Consider the following 16803-nt stretch of genomic DNA (forward strand, 5'->3'; position numbering starts at 1 on the left):
CCTGTCTGGCCGTGTCATTGCCGGGCGGCTCACTTCGCGGGAGCCATCGCCTCCTGCGTGTCCGCTGTGTTCGCTGTGTTCGCTGCGCCCGCTGTGTTGCTGGGCGGCTGGGCATCCGATACGGCCGTGCCGGCATCCCAGCCGCCGCCCAGCGCCTTCACCAGCGAAACAGAGAGGGTCATCTGCTGGCCGTGGATCTGCACGTCCTGACGCTCGCTGGTGAGCAACGACTGCTGCGCGGTGATGACGTCGAGGTAGGCGACCAGGCCGCCCGAATAGCGGTCGTTGGCGAGCGCCAGCAAATGCTGCGCATCGGTCACCGCCTCGTGCGACTGCTTCGCCGCGCCGTCCAGAACCGACAGGCCTGTGATGCCGTCCTGCACCTGCTGGAACGCGTTGAGCACGGTTTGCCGGTAGTTCGCCTCGGTCGCCTTATAACCTTCGCTCGCAAACTGGACGTTCGCCGCACGGCGGCCACCGTCGAACAGCACCTGGCCGACAGCTGCACCAAGCGTCCACGCCAGTGTCGGCGCGCTGAGCAGACTGGCGAACTGCGTGCTTTCCCAGCCGATGCCCGGCGTCAATGTCAAGCTCGGAAAGAACGCCGCCTTGGCGACGCCGATCTGCGCGTTCGCCGCGGCCATCGCACGCTCTGCCGATGCGATATCCGGGCGGCGTTGCAATACGTCGCTCGGCACGCCAAGCGGAATCGCCGGCACCTGCGTGTCGAGCACTTTGGGTTCGATAGCGAACTGCGGCGCAGGCACACCGACCAGCGCGGCAATCGCATGTTCAAACTGCGCGCGCTGATTCAGCAAGAGTTGCGCCTGCACACGTGTCGAATCGAGTAGCGATTTTTGCTGCAACACGTCGAGCCCGGACACCGAGCCGAGATCGTGCTCGGTCGTGACGTAATCGAGCGCCTTTTGCTGCAGTTTCACCGATTGATTCAGCACGTCGATCTCGGCGTCGAGTTCACGCAGCGAGAAATAGTCGGTGGCGAGATCGGTGGTGAGGACCAGCCGTGCGTTGGCGAGGTCGTCGGCCGACTGCTGCGCGGAGGCCGCGGCGCCTTCCACCTCGCGACGGATCCGGCCGAATAGATCGGTGTCGTAGTTGATCGACGGGCCGAGTTGCAGATTGTTCTGCACCGTCGACACGGTCGGCGTGCCGTAGTTGGTCAGCGGGCGGTCGTGCGAAATCTTGAAGCGCGACCCGGTCGCCGCCAGATCGACTTCAGGAATCTGCTGCGCACGGGTGTTCGTCAGCGTCGCCTTGGCCTGCGCGTAGTGCGCGCTCGCCGCGACCAGCGTCTGATTCTGCGCGAGCGCCTGCGTTTCCAGCGTGCCGAGTGTCGGATCGCCGAAGCCGCTCCACCAGTCGAGCGAGATCGGCGCATGCGCAGGCGCTGCGACGCGCCAGTACGAATCGGTTTGCCAGGCCGGCGGCACCTCGGCTTGCGGCCGCTGATAATCCGGGCCGACTGTGCACGCGGCCAGCAAGGCCGCGCTCGCGGTGGCCGCAAGCGCCGTTAGCGATGTGAGCGCCGTCAGTGCCCGGCAAGCGCCCGCCTGCTTCGCGATCACGACGCCCCCTTGCCGCTCTTGCGCGGCTGCGCGATCTGCACGTGATCGCCGTCAGCGATCGAATCGCTCGGGTTGATGATGATCCTGTCGTTCGCCTCGATCCCGCTTTCGATTTCGAGCGACTGCCCCAGGTCCCGCGCGATCACGATCTTGCGTAACGCCACATTACCCTTCGCATCGACCACCGCGAGCCGCGGACCTTCGGCGCGAAACAGCAACGCATTGCCCGGCACCATCAATTGCGCATGGGCAACCGCCGGCACAGCCACCTGAACGTACGCGCCGGGCCGCAGCTTGTCGTCGGGATTCGGCAAGGTCACTTCGATTTGCAGCGAGCGGGTCGGCACGTCGATCGCGCCGGAGATGTGCGTGATCGTGCCGTGGAACTGCTGACCCGGCAATTCGGCCTGCGTGACCACGACCTTCTGTCCGACCGAGACGTTTTGCGCGTACGCCTGCGGCAGTTGCACATAGACCCGCAGCGGATCCGATTGCGCCAGTGCGAACAGCGCGCGACTCGTCCCGCTGCCCTCGTCGATCAGGTCGCCGACGTCGACATTACGCTGCGTGACCACGCCCGAAAACGGCGCGACGATGCGCTTGAAGGATTCGAGTTGCCGCAAGCGCTGTACATTGGCATCGGCGGCGGCGAGGTTGGCGATGTCCTGCGTGTACGTGCTCTGCCGTTCGTCGAGTTCCTGCTGCGAAACCGCATCGCGCTGACGCAATTGTTGCCAGCGCTCCAGCGAAGTTTTGGCAAGGCCGAGACTCGAACTGGTTTGCTGACGCTGCGCCAATGCCTGTGCGAGTTCCTGATCGATTTCCGGCGTATCCAGATCGGCGAGCAGTTGCCCCTGCTTCACGCGCGCGCCGATATCGGCATACCAGTGCAGCAGATAACCCGTGGAGCGCGCGTAAATCGGCGATTCCACGTAGCCGCGCAAGGTACCCGGCAACAAGGTGTTGCCGCCGCCTTCCGTTTGCGTCGGACTCACCACGCTCACATACTGCGTGGCGTTCTGCTGCGTCGTTTCGGCGACCGAGCGGTTTTGTAAAACATTCGCGATCACCGTGCGCAACGCGCCCACGGCGAGCAGCGCCAGCACGATCCAGATGGCGATTTTGGCGCGCTTCCATTCGCGATTGCGCGGCGGCAAGGCGTGGCCGCCTTCGGTCTCTCGGGCGGGAATCGCCAGCGATGCATGAGTTTTTTCGGTCATCTCAGTCAGCCATCTCTGTCAGCCATCTCTGTCAGCTGTCAATTAACGTTACGCGGGTTTGCCTTCGCCGCCGTGGTCCGGCGCGGGGCCGTCGTTGCCGCGGCCCTGGCTGCCCGTCGTGTCTGTATCGTCGTCGCGGTGACGTCGCGCAAGGCGGGTATGAACGCCCGCGAACACGAGCGGTACGAAAAACAGCGTGGACACGGTAGCGAACAGCAAGCCACCGATCACTGCGCGGCCCAGTGGCGCATTCTGCTCGGCGCCTTCACCGAGACCAAGGGCCATCGGAATCATGCCGATGATCATCGCGAACGCGGTCATCAGCACCGGCCTGATCCGGCTTGCCCCGGCTTCGAGCGCGGCGGTGAGCGGCGGTGCGCCGGCGGAGAGCCGCTGGCGCGCGAACGACACCATCAAAATACTGTTGGCGGTGGCGACGCCCATCGTCATGATCGCGCCGGTCAATGCCGGCACGCTCAAATGCGTACCGGTCAGGAACAGCATCCATACGATGCCCGCCAGTGCCGCGGGCAACGCGCTGACGATGATCAGCGGATCGACCCACGACTGGAAATTCACCACGATCAGCAGGTACACCAGCACGATGGCCATCGCCACGCCGATCCCGAGACCGAAGAAGGAACTGCGCATGGTCTGCACCTGCCCGCGCAAGGTGATCTGGCTGCCGCGCGGCAACGATGCCCGCACGTTGTTCACCAGTTTGTCGACCTGAGTGGCCACGCTGCCCAGGTCGCGCTTTTCAACGCTTACGTACAGGTCGATCACCGGCCTGATGTTGTAGTGCGTGACTTCTGCGAACTGATTCTGCGGCGAGACCCGCACGAGGTTGCCGAGCAGTTGCGTCGGACCGTTGGCCGAGCCCGAGACGGGCGTGCGCAACAACTCGTCGATCGACGACACCTGATACTGCGGCGTTTGCACCGCGACGCTGTATTCGACACCGTTCCTGTTGTTGAACCAGAAACCCGGTGAGGTTTGCGAACTGCCGGACAAGGAAATGAGCACATTTTGCGCCACATTGCTCGCGCTCAGATTGAGTTGTTGCAGCCGGGTGCGGTCCATCTGAAGATTGATCGCCGGTTCGTCGAGTTTCTGCTGGATGTGGGTATCGACGGTACCGGGAATCATCCGCACCTGTTTCAGCAGCTTGCGCGCAACATCGAAGTTGCCCTGCTGATCCGCGCCGGAAATCTGCACGTCCACGGCGGCGGGCAGGCCGAAGTTGAGAATCTGCGTGACGATGTCGGCCGGTTGAAAGAAGAACTCGACGCCCGGAAAGCGCTGCGGCAGGATCGCGCGCAGTTTGTCCAGATAGCGTTGCGTCGGCTTGTGGTTCTCGTTCAAGGCCACCTGAATTTCGCCGTCGAGCGTGCCGATCGTGCCCGCGTTGCTATACGAGAGATTGATACCGCTATACGGCAAGCCGAGGTTATCGAGAATCGTGCGGAGCTCCGCAGGCGGCACGACCTCGCGGATCACATTCTCGACCTGGTCCGCGAGACGCGCCGTTTCCTCGATGCGCGTGCCGGTCGGCGCACGCATATGGAGACGAATGTCGCCAGCATCGACGCTCGGAAAGAAGTCTTCGCCGAGCACGAAAACAAGACTCATCGACAGCGCGCAGAAACCGAGAAACAGGCTGCCGAACCTGCCGCGGCGCACCAGCACGCTGCTGAGAATCATGATGTAGGTGGAGCGCATGCGCTCGAAGCCGCGATCGAAACGCAGATAGAGGCGTCGAAACAGACTCGGCCTGGCATTGGCCCTGGGCTTGTGCGCGTGGCCCATCAGCAGCATCGCCAGCGTCGGCACCAGCGTACGCGACAGAACGTACGAAGCGAGCATCGCGAACACCACCGCTTCGGCCAGCGGCACGAACAGATAGCGCGCGACGCCGGTCAGGAAGAACATCGGCACGAATACGATACAGATGCACAACGTCGAGACGAGTGCCGGAATCGCGATTTCGCCGGCGCCGTCGAGAATCGCATCGTGCAGATTCGTGCCCATATGCAGGTGCCGTTCGATGTTTTCGATCGTCACCGTTGCGTCGTCGACCAGAATCCCGACCGCCAGCGCGAGGCCGCCCAGCGTCATGATGTTGATGGTTTGCCCGAGCGCGTGCAGGGCGATCAGCGAGGACAGAATCGACAGCGGAATCGAAATCGCGATGATGCAGGTGCTGCGCCAGTTACCGAGAAATAGCAAGATCATTGCAGCGGTCAATGCGGCGGCGACCACCGCCTCACGCACCACGCCCTGCACCGCCGCTTTCACGAACACAGACTGATCGAACAAGGCCGTGATGTTCAGGTCCGGCGGCAAGGCAGCGCGCGCGGCAGGCAGAATGCCGTGCAGCGTATTGACGATCGAGAGTGTCGACGCACTGCCGTTCTTCAGCACCGACATCAGCACGCCGCGGTGTCCGTCCTGCCGCACGATATTGGTCTGCGGCGAGAAGCCGTCGCGCACGTGCGCCACTTCACGCAGATAGGTCGTCGCGCCATTGAGCGTGCGCACCGGAATGTCGTTGAGCCCCTCCACCGTAGCGGGTGAGCCGTTCATGTTGATCGTGTATTCCTTCGGCCCGATCTTGGCCGTGCCGGTCGGCAGAATCAGGTTTTGCGCATTGAACGCGCTGACCACATCCGAAGGCGTCAGGCCTTTTGCGAGCAACGCGCGCGTGTCGAGGTCGACCGAGATCAGACGCGATTTGCCGCCATACGGATATGGCACGGCCGCGCCCGGAATCGTCACCAGTTGCGGGCGCAGGAAGTTCAGCGCGGTATCGTTGAGCGCCTGCTCGGAGAGCTTCGGGCTCGACAAGCCGAGCTGGATCACCGGAATGCTGGAAGCCGAGTAGCTGATCACCAAAGGCGGCGTGGCGCCCGGCGGCATCTGTTTGAGCTGCGCTTGCTCGACGGCCACGGTCTGGGCGATCGCGGTCTGGATGTTAGCGTTCGGTTGCAGGAACACCTTGAGAATTGCGATCCCCGCAAGCGACTGCGATTCGATGTGCTCGATGTCGTTGACCGTGGTGGTCAGACTGCGCTCGTTGACCGACGTGATGCGGTTGGCCATGTCTTCGGCCGACAAGCCCGTGTAATTCCAGATGATGCTGACCACCGGAATATTGATTTCCGGCAGCACGTCGACCGGCGTGGTCAACAGCACGAATGGCGTTGCCAGCAAGATCAGAATGGCCATCACGATGAACGTGTAGGGCCGCTTAAGCGCAACGTTGACGATCCACATGAAACGCGCCCGAGAGAATGCCGATAAGAAATTGAATCGCCGTGACTGGAAGGCCGCGCTGTTTCAGCATTCGACATGCCGAAGCCGGCAAACATGAAGCCATGTTGCCGGAGCCAATGCTCGCGCGCCTCCCGGTGAATCAAGTCCTATGCTAGATCGATAGCACCAACGCCTGCATGGCGCGAAAATGGCGAAATTGTCAGGAAGGCTAATGTAAGGATTGGCGGGACTTCAAACACATGTGGCTTCATGAGCCGCAAACGTTTGATGAAGTGTAGATAGGCGATTTTAAGGGGGCAATTAAAGGCATGCCTCGCCAAGCTTATGCGAGACATGCCTCGATATTTTGTTGCGCAATGCTAATACCTTACGTTCAGGTCGAGCCTATGCGATCACCGTCCGGGCGGTTAGGCCCAGCCTTGCACCAACATTACTTCGCAAACAGCGACGACATATCCGCAAACGCCTTGAATTCCAGCGCGTTACCCGACGGATCGAGGAAGAACATCGTCGCCTGTTCGCCGACCTCGCCCTTGAAGCGCACATGCGGTTCGATGATGAAGTCGATGCCGGCCTTTTGCAGCTTGTCCGCGGCGGCCTGCCATTGCGCCATCGAGAGCACCGCGCCGAAATGGCGTACCGGCACCGCGTCGCCATCAACCTTGCTGGTCTGCCGGTGGCCGACTTCCTCCGGCGCGAGGTGCGCGACGATCTGGTGGCCGTAGAAGTTGAAGTCGACCCAGTCCGGCGAGCTGCGCCCTTCCGGGCAGCCGAGCAACTCGCCATAGAACTCGCGTGCGGCGGCGAGGCTATGCACAGGAAACGCCAGATGGAACGGCGGCAAAACGGTTTCGGCAACGGTCATGATGGGAAAACTCGCAGGGGGATAGTGGAATAACGCATCGCGCCCACAAAGGTGCACGCGTGAGGCCAATTTTAACCATGACTAAAAATGGTGAAAAACGATATATATTTGACCTGACTAACACCAAAATCGATCAATCGACCCATCTTCGATGCTCAGCGAACTCAAGACCTTTATCGCCGTCAGCCAGTACGGCACGTTTTCCGGCGCGGGCGCGCGCATCGGCCTGACGCAATCCGCCGTGAGCGCGCAAATGCAACGGCTCGAAGAGGAACTCGGTTTCGCGCTGTTCGACCGCACGGGCCGCTCCGCCACGCTCAACGACGCCGGCCGCGAAACGCTCGCACTCGCCGAAGAAATGATGACGCTGTACAACAGGCTCTCGGAACGCGGCGCAGGCGTGGCCGAAAGTGGGATGTTGCGGGTGGGTGCGATTGCGTCCGCGCAAGTGTCGTTTCTCGCCGACGCGCTGGCCCGCTTTCGCGACGACCGCCCCGGCTGGCGGATTCGCGTCGTGCCCGGCGTGTCGCTGGGTTTGCTCGGGCAGGTGGACTCGGGGGAGCTCGATCTCGCCGTCATCATCAAACCGCCGTTCGCGCTGCCGTCCGAACTGGAATGGCGCACGCTCGTCACCGAGCCGTTCGTGCTGCTGGCGCCCAAGGCGCTCGCGCGTGGCAAGCGGTCCTGGCGCGAGCTGCTCAGAAGCGAGCCGTTCATCCGCTATGACCGGGGATCGTTCGGCGGCAGGCTGGTCGACCGCTTTCTACGGCGTGCGCGGCTGAACGTGCACGACGTGATCGAACTGGACGAGTTACAGGGTATCGCCCAACTGGTCGCGCGCGGCATCGGCGTGGCGCTGATTCCGAATACGGCGGGACTCGGCAGGTGGCCCGCCAGCGTCACCGCGCTCGAACTCGGCGACGCGACGTTTCACCGTGAAATCGGGCTCGTGCAGCGTCCACGGCATAGCCGGCAGGCGGTGGCGGGGGGGCTGGCGGATTGCATCGGTATAGCCGCGGGGGGTTGGGTTGCCCGGCCGGCCTGAGTGGACGGGCCGCTCGCGATCAGGCTCGGCATTGCCGGGATCAAGCTGCTGACTTCGAAAGGCTAGCCGCGCCTTCGCGGTGCGCCCGCTCTGCGATACTGTCGCCTTGATGACCCGAGCGGACACACGAACACGATGAGCGGTGGCGATGACCTGAATCCGGCAGCGCATCCGGCAGTGAAGCGCTCGCCGTTGCAAAAGCGGCTTTATCTCGCGAGCGCGGTTGTGCTGTTCGCCGGCCTGATCGCCGCGGCGATCATCTATGCCATGGCTCCGGCGCCAGACAGCGCCGTCGCCATGTACAGTATCGCAGACCCGCGCTATCAGATCGAATTGCAGCGCATCGGCGGCAACGCGGCGGTGTTGATGGCCCAGCTTCATCAGTGGTTCAACGGTCTTTGGCATGGTAAGGCGCTCGCATACACGGTGGCCGTGCTGGGCGCCTTGCTCTCGGGCGCATGCTTTTTTATCGCTTACTTCTTTGCCGACGAAGAGCCGCAAGCCTGAAGCAATCCACCGCGTCAGGCGAAACTGGCGCTTACAACGCCTCTTTAACGTGCTTACCCGGTTGCTCCACCCCTGCCATGTGTAGCGCTTCATGCAGGGTGCTGAAAATACATCTTGCTTCAACGACCGGCGTAATCCCATGCCGATCCATATCCGAGCGCAAGTACTGGTTCACGCGCGCGAAGATCACTTCGATGCCGCTGCGCTTTAGCGTCGCGCAGAACTCGCCGATCGAACGCGCCGCCGAATAGTCGAGGTCGGTGATCGCACTCGCGTCGATCACGAACCAGCGCACCGCGCTCGGCGCGTGATCGATCAGGCCGCCGGTGTCGTCGACAAAAAAGTGGTCGTTCGCGTAGAACAGATCGGCGCCGAAGCGATAGACGATCAGCCCCGGCGCAGTCTGGAGTCCTGGCGCGGCCGCTACCGGCACCCAGATGCCGTCTTCGCCGGGCACGAGGACCATGGTGTGCGGCCGGTAACTATGCCGCACATGCCGCAGCAGCGATAACGCGACCGCCACCAGAATGCCGTGCTCGACGCCGATCAGCACCACGGCCGCCGCGGTGAACACGGCCAGCGTGAATTCACCGGGACTTTCGCGGCGAATCGAAAACAGCGTCTGCAGGTTGACCAGGCCGATGGCGATCGTAAACACAATGCTGGCCAGAACGCAGTGCGGCAGGTACTGCAGATATCGGCTGAAAAACAGCAGCACCACGACCACCACCACCGCGAATACGACCTGCGCGAACTGGCTGCGCGTACCGGCGCGATCGGCCATGGCGGTTTGCGTCGGACTGCCGTTCACGACGAAGGCGCCGGAAAACGCCGCCGCTGCGTTGGCGGCGGCAATTCCCAGCAGATCGGCATTGGTATCGACGGTTTCCTGATAGCGCTCGGCGAATACGCGGCTCGCGGCGGCGCTTTGCGCGACGATCATCACGAAGCACGAGGCGGCGACCGGCAGCAGATCGAGCATTTGCTGCCACGTGACCGAGGGCATGCGCAGCGGCGGCAATCCACCTGCCACCGGCCCCAGCACGGCAATACCGTGCGCCGCGAAACCGTACACATCGCTGGCGGCGATACCCGCCACCACCGCGATCAACGGCACCGGCACGCGCGGCAAAAAGCGCTTGCAAACCAGAATGGAGACCACCACCAGCGCAGAAATGACGAGCGTCGGCAGATTGATCTGCGCCGACTCGCGCACCACGAGCGCGAGTTGATCGACGCTGCGCGCGGCATGCCCGGGGACGCCGACCATGTCGCCCAGCATGGCGATGCCGACCTGCACGCCGACGCCGGCGAGGAAGCCGACCAGCACGGTGCGCGAGAGAAAGTCAGCGAGAAAACCGAGCTTGAAGATTCGCGCGATGAACAGGAGCGCGGCAGTGAGCAAGGCGACCATCCCGGCGAGCGCCGCATATTCGGCGCTCGAAGCCGGCGCCATGGTCGAGAGGCGGCTTGCAAAAATGGTGGCGGTGGCGGAGTCGGCAGCCACCACGAGGTGCCGCGACGCGCCGAAGAACGCGAACGCGATAAGCGGCAGAAAGACGGTGTAAAGGCCTGTAACGGCAGGCATGCCGGCAATGCGCGCGTAGCCGAGCACCTGCGGAATATCCATCGACGCCAGTTGCACGCCGGCCAGCGCATCGCGCGCCGCAGCGGCACGGCTCAAAGGAAGCATGCCCTTCAGTACGCCAAGACGTGTAGTGATATTTGCCAGAAAATCTCGCATGCGCGGTCGTGCCCCAAACTTAGGTTATCGCGCATCGTGCCGTGACTCGGCACACAAAGGCAAGGATTGAGGCCTTGATCAGTTGAAGAAAATGGCTAAAACCGGCAATGGCTCCGAACTCGCCACTGGAATCGCCCCACCTCGGCTTAGCGCTTGAACTGCCCTGTCAGCGGATCCACATGTCGTGCAAAACCGAACAACGCGACGATGCAGATCGGACAGGTGATGATGAACACGGCTAACATCTCGCACCCCGTAACAAATTGTTACGGCGAATTTTAAGCGATTGCCATGCGAATTGAATGGGGGAAAACGCAATACACTGTTGCCGCCAATTACAACATCGTTACACGGCCGGCATCTGCACGACAGCAGTGCCGAGCCACGTGTAGGCTGCGTTGGTGCCCATGTGCCGAACGCGTCGTCAAACAGCGGCAAGCCCATGCCGATCTGCTTGCTGAAACGCAGGCGGCCCTAAGCCGACGAATTCAATCCCAGGCCGTTGCTGAAGGGACTGGCGGGGTAGGAAGCCGGTTTGAAGGAGTCCACCGGTTGTTGAACACTCAGGTTTGTACGATACTTCAGGCAAAAACCTAATTTATGCCTGAAATATCGTACAAAACATCGGAATTTTTGAGGTACCTTCAACACGCCCAGAACGTCCGGGCCCAGCCTTCTTGTCCGATACTTTTGACATAGTCATGATATTTGCCTAATCTATCGGACATGCCCCGCACCTTTCAACGTCCCTTTCCGTCGGTCGAGAAGCAGATGCGTGCTCTCGGCGAACGGCTGAAACTCGCCCGTCTGCGGCGTGAACTCCCAACCGTGCTGTTCGCCGAACGGCTGGGCATTTCGCGCGACACATTGAGCCGCCTCGAGAAAGGCGATCCGAATATCGCGCTCGGCACCTATATGCGGGCGCTTCGCGTGTTGGGCCTCGACAAGGACATGGAAGCCATCGCCCGCGACGACGAACTCGGGCGCAAGTTGCAGGATCTCAAGTTGCCGGGTCAGCGCAAACCGCGTACGAACACGCCCGGCGCCGTTCCTGTCAAAACCGGGCCGCCGACAAAAAAACACCCGAAGAAATCTGATGGTCAGCAATAAACGTCGAGATGCGTTCAAGGTATTTCTCGACGCAACCGAACTGAGCAGCCTGCAACAGGTCGGCACCTTGTATCGCCAGACTGCACGTACCGACTTGCCTGCATCGTTTGCCTATGCAAAGAACTGGGTAGACGGGCGTAACGCATTCATGCTCGACCCGCGCCTCGAGTTATGGACCGACGAGCAATACCCGCCCGCGAAGTCCGCCGCATTCGGCGTCTTCATGGATTCAGCACCGGATCGCTGGGGCCGCGTGCTGATGGAGCGCCGCGAGGCCGCGGCGGCAGATCGTGAAGACCGGCCCATGCGTAATTTGCAGGAGATCGATTTCCTGCTGGGCGTACACGATCTGACGCGAGTCGGCGCGCTGCGGTTTCAGGACACGGAGGGACATTTTCTCGACAACAGCGCCGAGGCCGCGCCGCCGGTCACCGACCTCGCGACCCTGGCGTATATCAGCCTGCGCATTGAAGAGGCGGATATCGAAAAACTGCCCGAATACGAGCAGTGGCTCGCCATGCTGATCGCACCTGGCACTTCACTCGGTGGCGCTCGTCCGAAAGCCAACTTCACCAGCTTGGGCAACGATCTCTGGATCGCCAAATTCCCCGCGAAAGACGACCGTTATGACATCGGCGCGTGGGAATACATCGCACACCGGTTGGCCAGGAAAGCCGGCATCTGGGTGCCGCAGTCCGAACTCAAGTACGTCGGCGCACGTTATGGCACGTTCTGCGTCGAACGATTCGATCGCCGTGAAGGCAGCCGGCGCATGTACACCTCCGCCATGACCTTGCTCGAACGTCAGGACGGCGAATCGGAAGCCAGCTATCTGGACATTGCCGAGTATCTTGCCGGCAACGGCGCGCAAGGTCATATCGACGAAGATCTCGCCCAGCTCTTCAGAAGAGTCGTTTTCAACGTCCTCGTGGGAAACCGGGACGATCATCTTCGCAATCACGGCTTCATGCGCGAGGCTTCGGGCTGGCGGCTCTCGCCGGCGTTCGATATGAATCCAAACCCGAGCAAGCGGGAACACGCGCTCACGCTCGACGGGTTGAGCGCCCTGCCGAATCTCGAAACCGCGATCGAAACCGCTGAGTTTTATCGACTAGACGACGCGCCAGCGCGCCGCATCGTGGCGGAAGTTCAAGACGCCGTCAACACGTGGCGGGAAGAAGCCGCCGCGCTGAATCTGTCCCGGCCCGAAGTACAGCGAATGGAGTCCATCTTTCAGGCGTGATGACCTCGCATGGCGGCCACACGCACGAGGCGATCCGGCCGCATCCGGCACCTTCACGCTCGCGTTCCGGCGCGTGTCTCGATACCCCTTATAATCCGGCATGACCCGAATCCCGCACCATCTCCCCTCGCAATCGGCCGCACAGGTCCGATCAGCCGCCCCAAGCTCCCCGGCGGCCGCATGAAAACACCCAAACGTCTGCTCCCGCTGGTCGAAGAAGGCCTGATCGACGAAGTCATCTCGCAGTTGATGAGCGGCAAGGAAGCCACCGTCTACGTGGTCCGCAGCGGCGAATCCACGCGCTGCGCGAAGGTCTATAAGGACGCCAAACAGCGTAGTTTCCGCCAGGCCGCGTCCTATCGAGAAGGCCGCAAGGTCAAGAACAGCCGCCAGCAGCGCGCGATGGAAAAAGGCAGCCGCTATGGCCGCGAAGTGCAGGAACAGGCCTGGCAGAACGCCGAAGTGAATGCGCTGTTCCAGCTTGCCAATGCCGGCGTGCGCGTGCCGCAGCCGTTCATCTGCACCGACGGCGTGCTGCTGATGGAATTGGTGACCGATGCGGACGGCAACGTCGCGCCGCGTCTGAACGATGTCGAGATGAGCGAAGCACGCGCCCTCGAACTGCATGCGCTGCTGCTCAAGCAGGTGGTGCGCATGCTGTGCGCCGGCATGATTCACGGCGACCTGTCCGAATACAACATCCTGCTCGCAGCAGACGGCCCGGTGATCATCGACCTGCCGCAAGCCGTGGATGCCGCCGGCAATCTTGAAGCACCGGCCATGCTGGAGCGCGACGTGAACAACCTCGCCACTTATTTCGGCCGCTTCGCGCCCGCGTTGCTCGACACCCGCTACGGCAAGGAAATCTGGTCGCTGTACGAAGCGGGCGCGTTGCACGTGGACGCCGAGTTGACCGGCCGTGTCGAACTGGACACCACGCCGATCGATCTCGAAGGCGTGCTGCAGGAACTCGAAGACACGCGGCTCGACGAAGAAGCCCGCCTGCGCTACGAACAGTCGCTGCGCAGCGGCACCTGAGCCGACCCTGCACCCCGCGTAAGCGCTCCCGGCGCTTGCGCCACCGACTCCCGCATCGTCACGCTCACTGGAAACTCGCGGAAGATTTCCCACGAGGTCCGGTAGCACTGATTGACCAGCCAGCGCACGGCATTCTGCGTCAATTCCGCCGTCGGGATATGCACCGAAGTGAGTCCGGGCGAGGCATAAGCGGCCGAATAGTCATCGTCGTAGCCGATCACGGAAACTTCGTCCGGCACGGCAATGCCTGCCTGGTGGAAGCGCGCCAGCGCGCTCACTGCCATCGTGTCGTTCGCGCAGAAGAGCCCGGTGAAACGCCGCTTCGAATCGAGCAGCTTCTGCGCGGCGGCGTAACCGCCTTCCGGCGAGAAGTCCGATTCGATCAGCGTGACGTCCTCGCGTGCGATGCCCTCGCGCAATAGTTCGGCAAAGAAGCCTTCGAGCCGGGTCTGATTGTGCGAAGCACTGAACGGCCCGGAAATCACCGCGATATCCCGATGCCCGTGATCGAGCAGCGTGCGCGCCGCCAGTTCGCCGCCGCGCCGATGATCCGCGCAAAACGACGCCTCCGGCAACTGATCGAACGCGCGATTCAGAAACACCATTTTCGGATGCATGCGGTGCAGCATGTCCAGATCCTCGTCGTGCAGATCGTGGCTGATCACCACCACGCCGTCGCAATCGCGGCCGATCAGAAAGCGCACCGCCTCGATGGCCTGCTCGCGCGGCGACACTTCCCCGCAACCCGTTGCAACCACCACGTGGCGACGCACCGCGCGAAGTTCGGCGTCGGTCTGCTTGAGAATCGTGCCGTAGCAGGAGCCGACGAAGGTCGGCACGAAAATACCGATCATGCCGAGCGATTGAGTCGCCATCGCCCGGCCGATAGACGACGGCCGGAAATTCAGCGCTTCGACAGCGGCCTTCACACGGGCGGCGGCATCGGCTGAAATGGGTCCCTTGCCGGAAATGGCTCGTGAGGCAGTCGACATGCCGACGCCAGCCAGTGCCGCGACATCTTTGAGTGTTGCCACGCGGGTCTCCGTCAAGCCGGTTGTAGTCAACGACGCAGCATCCAGTCACTATCGCCGCGCGCCGCCGTCTTCCTCGAACAGCGAAATATGCGCGCCATCGAACGAGAACGCCGCGGCATCTGCTATCGCCACCGGTGCCTTCGTCTGGTCGATCGACGCGATTTGCACTCCATGATAGTCGAGCCAGATGACACGGTGGTTGCCCATCGGTTCGATCAGTGAAATGCTTGCGCGCTCGTCGATTGTCGTGCTCGAGCGTCGGCGAAACGGTAAGCGGTGTCGCGATTGAGCCAGCCGCCGCGATCTTCCAGATGTTGCGGCAAGTCCCAGTGATAGAACGTCACGAAGGTCGTCATGCCCTTCTCTTTCAGGCGGTTCAGAAGACGCTTATACAGTAGTCGTCCGCGTTTGCACCGAACGCCACCGTCAGCAGCATGTGAATGCGGCTAGCAGGCGAGCCGCCACGGCCGCTGACCAATCAGTCATTCTATTATTTTTCATAGTCATCCTTATTAGTTATACTTGTTTAAATCTCAAGCACCCTATAAGGAGCATTCAATCCCCGCTATTCGACAATTCCTAAAACTACGCAATCCATGCGTCTACACAAAAGACGCTTTCAACGTGGTCGTGAAGACCCGCAGGGAACTACGCAAGAGTCTGTGAGCCTTTGCCACATCACCGCGACGAAAATCAGAACGTCAGACGTGGACCGGCCGCACGCGGTCCCGTTGGACGCGAGATATGCCTGCATGAAAATGGATGAGGACTGAGGGTCCGGCCTGATACAGCTAGAAGGAAAAAGACGGGGTGCGGCAGCAGCCGCCCCAAAGAGCGATACAAAACACCAGGCGCCGCGCTAAGCGCCCAGCGTGACGCCCCGTTAAGACTTCTTCGCCACCAGATTGAACGCCCCCCCATCATACGCCTCGCAATACGCTTTCCAGTCGGCATTCACCTGCGCCTCGCACTGCGTCGCGAGTTCGATCAACGGCAATTGCCAATCCTTGCGAATGCCGAACGCGATCAGCTCGTCCGCAATCGACGACTTCTGCCGGCCGCCGCTGCGCAGTTGCCCCCACGCGCTCAATTCGGCCATGCTGTTGACCACTGCTTCGAGCCGCGGCAACTTGCCGTCCCAGTCGCTCAACGCCACGCGGTCTTCCGAAGGCTGCAAGCTGCGCAGCACATACGAGCGCTGATTGAAATCGACTGCATGCAGGAACGCCTGCGAGACCGCCTGATTGCGCCGTTGAACTTCAACCACTCGCTGCGCCTCGCTCTGCCACTTCGGCTGCGGCGTGCGCACATGCGGCGTCACCGAAGAAGGCAGCGCCTCTTTCAGATCGAGCAGATAGTTGCCGTCCGGCGAGCCCTTACCTTCGACGAGAATCACGTAGCGGTCCACGCCCAGACTGCCGGTGCCGGCAATCCGCCGAGCCACGTCGACGATGCGATAGAAGTCGGGATTGGGTTGACCGGCGGCGAATTGATGCATGAACTCGGTGACGGCAGCGCGCGCCTTGTCGCTGACCGGCAGCGCTTTCTTGCCGTCCACTTTCAACACGCGGGCCTTGCCCTTGAGCGTGGTGCGCCGATCGAGATACTCGGTGCGCGTGCGGCTCGCCAATGCGTCGAACAGATCGCGCACCATGCCGGTCGACGTCTCCGCTTCGATCCAGCGCGCTTTGCCGAAGGCGAGCGCCGCGCTATAGGCATCGACTGCGGTATGGCAAAGCGCGAGTGCCTCCGCACGGCTCAGCTTAAGATCGCTCGCGCCGACCAGCACGCTCGTGACGAGCCTCACCAGTTCGTAAAGACTCGGTGCGAGGCAGGCTTCGTCGAAATCGTTGTTGTCGAAATAGACAAGATGGTTGTCACCCTTGTAGCTGCCGAAATTTTCCAGATGCATGTCGCCGCAGATCCACACCGGCGGCGCATCGTCGAGCACCTTGTCGCGCGGCAGGCGCGCGTAAAACAGATGACAGGTGCCGCGCAGAAACACGAACGGCGAGCCTCGCATGAGCTTGTATTTCATCGCGAGCCGTTCAGAATCGCGGCCGGTATTGAAGCTGGCGATGGTCTGCGCGAGATCGGACATGTTTTTCCCTTTCATGTGGCTCAATGGGGTTCAG

General features: G+C 61.9%; 12 protein-coding genes and 2 pseudogenes. 5 read left to right on the forward strand and 9 right to left on the reverse strand.

Annotated features, from left to right (window positions below):
- Positions 1-29 precede the first annotated feature (29 nt).
- The 4 genes from P3T22_RS17505 to P3T22_RS17520 all read right to left on the reverse strand — a co-directional run bounded on the left by P3T22_RS17505 (position 30) and on the right by P3T22_RS17520 (position 6947).
- Positions 30-1586 carry an efflux transporter outer membrane subunit gene (locus P3T22_RS17505; protein WP_429325604.1) on the reverse strand — a complete coding sequence of 519 codons (1557 nt, stop codon included), beginning with the start codon at positions 1584-1586 and terminating at the stop codon, positions 30-32.
- On the reverse strand, positions 1583-2806 hold the full coding sequence (locus P3T22_RS17510; RefSeq protein WP_429325605.1) for an efflux RND transporter periplasmic adaptor subunit: 1224 nt from the start codon (positions 2804-2806) through the stop codon (positions 1583-1585). The genes P3T22_RS17505 and P3T22_RS17510 overlap by 4 nt, the downstream gene beginning before the upstream one ends.
- Positions 2807-2854: 48 nt before the next feature.
- Positions 2855-6082, reverse strand: coding sequence for an efflux RND transporter permease subunit (locus tag P3T22_RS17515; protein WP_429325606.1), 3228 nt, complete (start codon positions 6080-6082; stop codon positions 2855-2857).
- Positions 6083-6512: 430 nt separating this feature from the next.
- Positions 6513-6947, reverse strand: a complete 435-nt coding sequence (locus P3T22_RS17520; RefSeq protein WP_063498643.1) for a VOC family protein — start codon at positions 6945-6947, stop codon at positions 6513-6515.
- 151 nt (positions 6948-7098) lie between these two features.
- On the opposite strand from P3T22_RS17520, the gene P3T22_RS17525 reads away from it, so the two are divergent.
- Both P3T22_RS17525 and P3T22_RS17530 read left to right on the forward strand, forming a co-directional pair.
- Positions 7099-7992: a LysR family transcriptional regulator gene (locus tag P3T22_RS17525; RefSeq protein ID WP_429325607.1), complete on the forward strand. Its 894-nt coding sequence runs from the start codon at positions 7099-7101 to the stop codon at positions 7990-7992.
- A 135-nt stretch (positions 7993-8127) separates the two neighbouring features.
- On the forward strand, positions 8128-8499 hold the full coding sequence (locus P3T22_RS17530; RefSeq protein ID WP_429325608.1) for a hypothetical protein: 372 nt from the start codon (positions 8128-8130) through the stop codon (positions 8497-8499).
- Between the two features lie 31 nt (positions 8500-8530).
- Here P3T22_RS17530 and P3T22_RS17535 read toward each other — a convergent pair whose 3' ends face one another.
- Complete coding sequence (locus P3T22_RS17535) at positions 8531-10243, reverse strand: SulP family inorganic anion transporter (protein WP_429325609.1); 1713 nt, start codon at positions 10241-10243, stop codon at positions 8531-8533.
- 771 nt (positions 10244-11014) lie between these two features.
- Here P3T22_RS17535 and P3T22_RS17540 point away from each other — a divergent pair.
- From P3T22_RS17540 to P3T22_RS17550, 3 genes are all read left to right on the forward strand, one after another.
- The gene (locus P3T22_RS17540; protein WP_429325610.1) at positions 11015-11353 is read left to right on the forward strand and encodes a helix-turn-helix domain-containing protein; all 339 of its coding nucleotides are present in this window, start codon (positions 11015-11017) and stop codon (positions 11351-11353) included.
- Positions 11340-12596 carry a type II toxin-antitoxin system HipA family toxin gene (locus P3T22_RS17545; RefSeq protein ID WP_429325611.1) on the forward strand — a complete coding sequence of 419 codons (1257 nt, stop codon included), beginning with the start codon at positions 11340-11342 and terminating at the stop codon, positions 12594-12596. Before P3T22_RS17540 ends, P3T22_RS17545 begins: the two co-directional genes overlap by 14 nt.
- Before the next feature lie 180 nt (positions 12597-12776).
- Complete coding sequence (locus P3T22_RS17550; RefSeq protein WP_429325612.1) at positions 12777-13634, forward strand: PA4780 family RIO1-like protein kinase; 858 nt, start codon at positions 12777-12779, stop codon at positions 13632-13634.
- Here P3T22_RS17550 and P3T22_RS17555 read toward each other — a convergent pair.
- The 4 genes and pseudogenes from P3T22_RS17555 to P3T22_RS17570 all read right to left on the reverse strand — a co-directional run bounded on the left by P3T22_RS17555 (position 13604) and on the right by P3T22_RS17570 (position 16769).
- Positions 13604-14668: a LacI family DNA-binding transcriptional regulator gene (locus P3T22_RS17555; RefSeq protein ID WP_429325613.1), complete on the reverse strand. Its 1065-nt coding sequence runs from the start codon at positions 14666-14668 to the stop codon at positions 13604-13606. The two genes, P3T22_RS17550 and P3T22_RS17555, sit on opposite strands and share 31 nt — an antisense overlap.
- Before the next feature lie 48 nt (positions 14669-14716).
- Positions 14717-14905: pseudogene (locus tag P3T22_RS17560) on the reverse strand (ABC transporter ATP-binding protein); the annotation flags it as partial.
- A gap of 20 nt (positions 14906-14925) precedes the next feature.
- Positions 14926-15066 (reverse strand): annotated as a pseudogene (locus P3T22_RS17565) (family 1 glycosylhydrolase); the annotation flags it as partial.
- Between the two features lie 485 nt (positions 15067-15551).
- Positions 15552-16769: a DUF2252 domain-containing protein gene (locus tag P3T22_RS17570; protein ID WP_429325706.1), complete on the reverse strand. Its 1218-nt coding sequence runs from the start codon at positions 16767-16769 to the stop codon at positions 15552-15554.
- Positions 16770-16803 lie beyond the last annotated feature (34 nt).

This window comes from Paraburkholderia sp. GAS348, from assembly GCF_050434205.1.
In the GTDB taxonomy this organism is placed as follows: Bacteria; Pseudomonadota; Gammaproteobacteria; order Burkholderiales; family Burkholderiaceae; genus Paraburkholderia.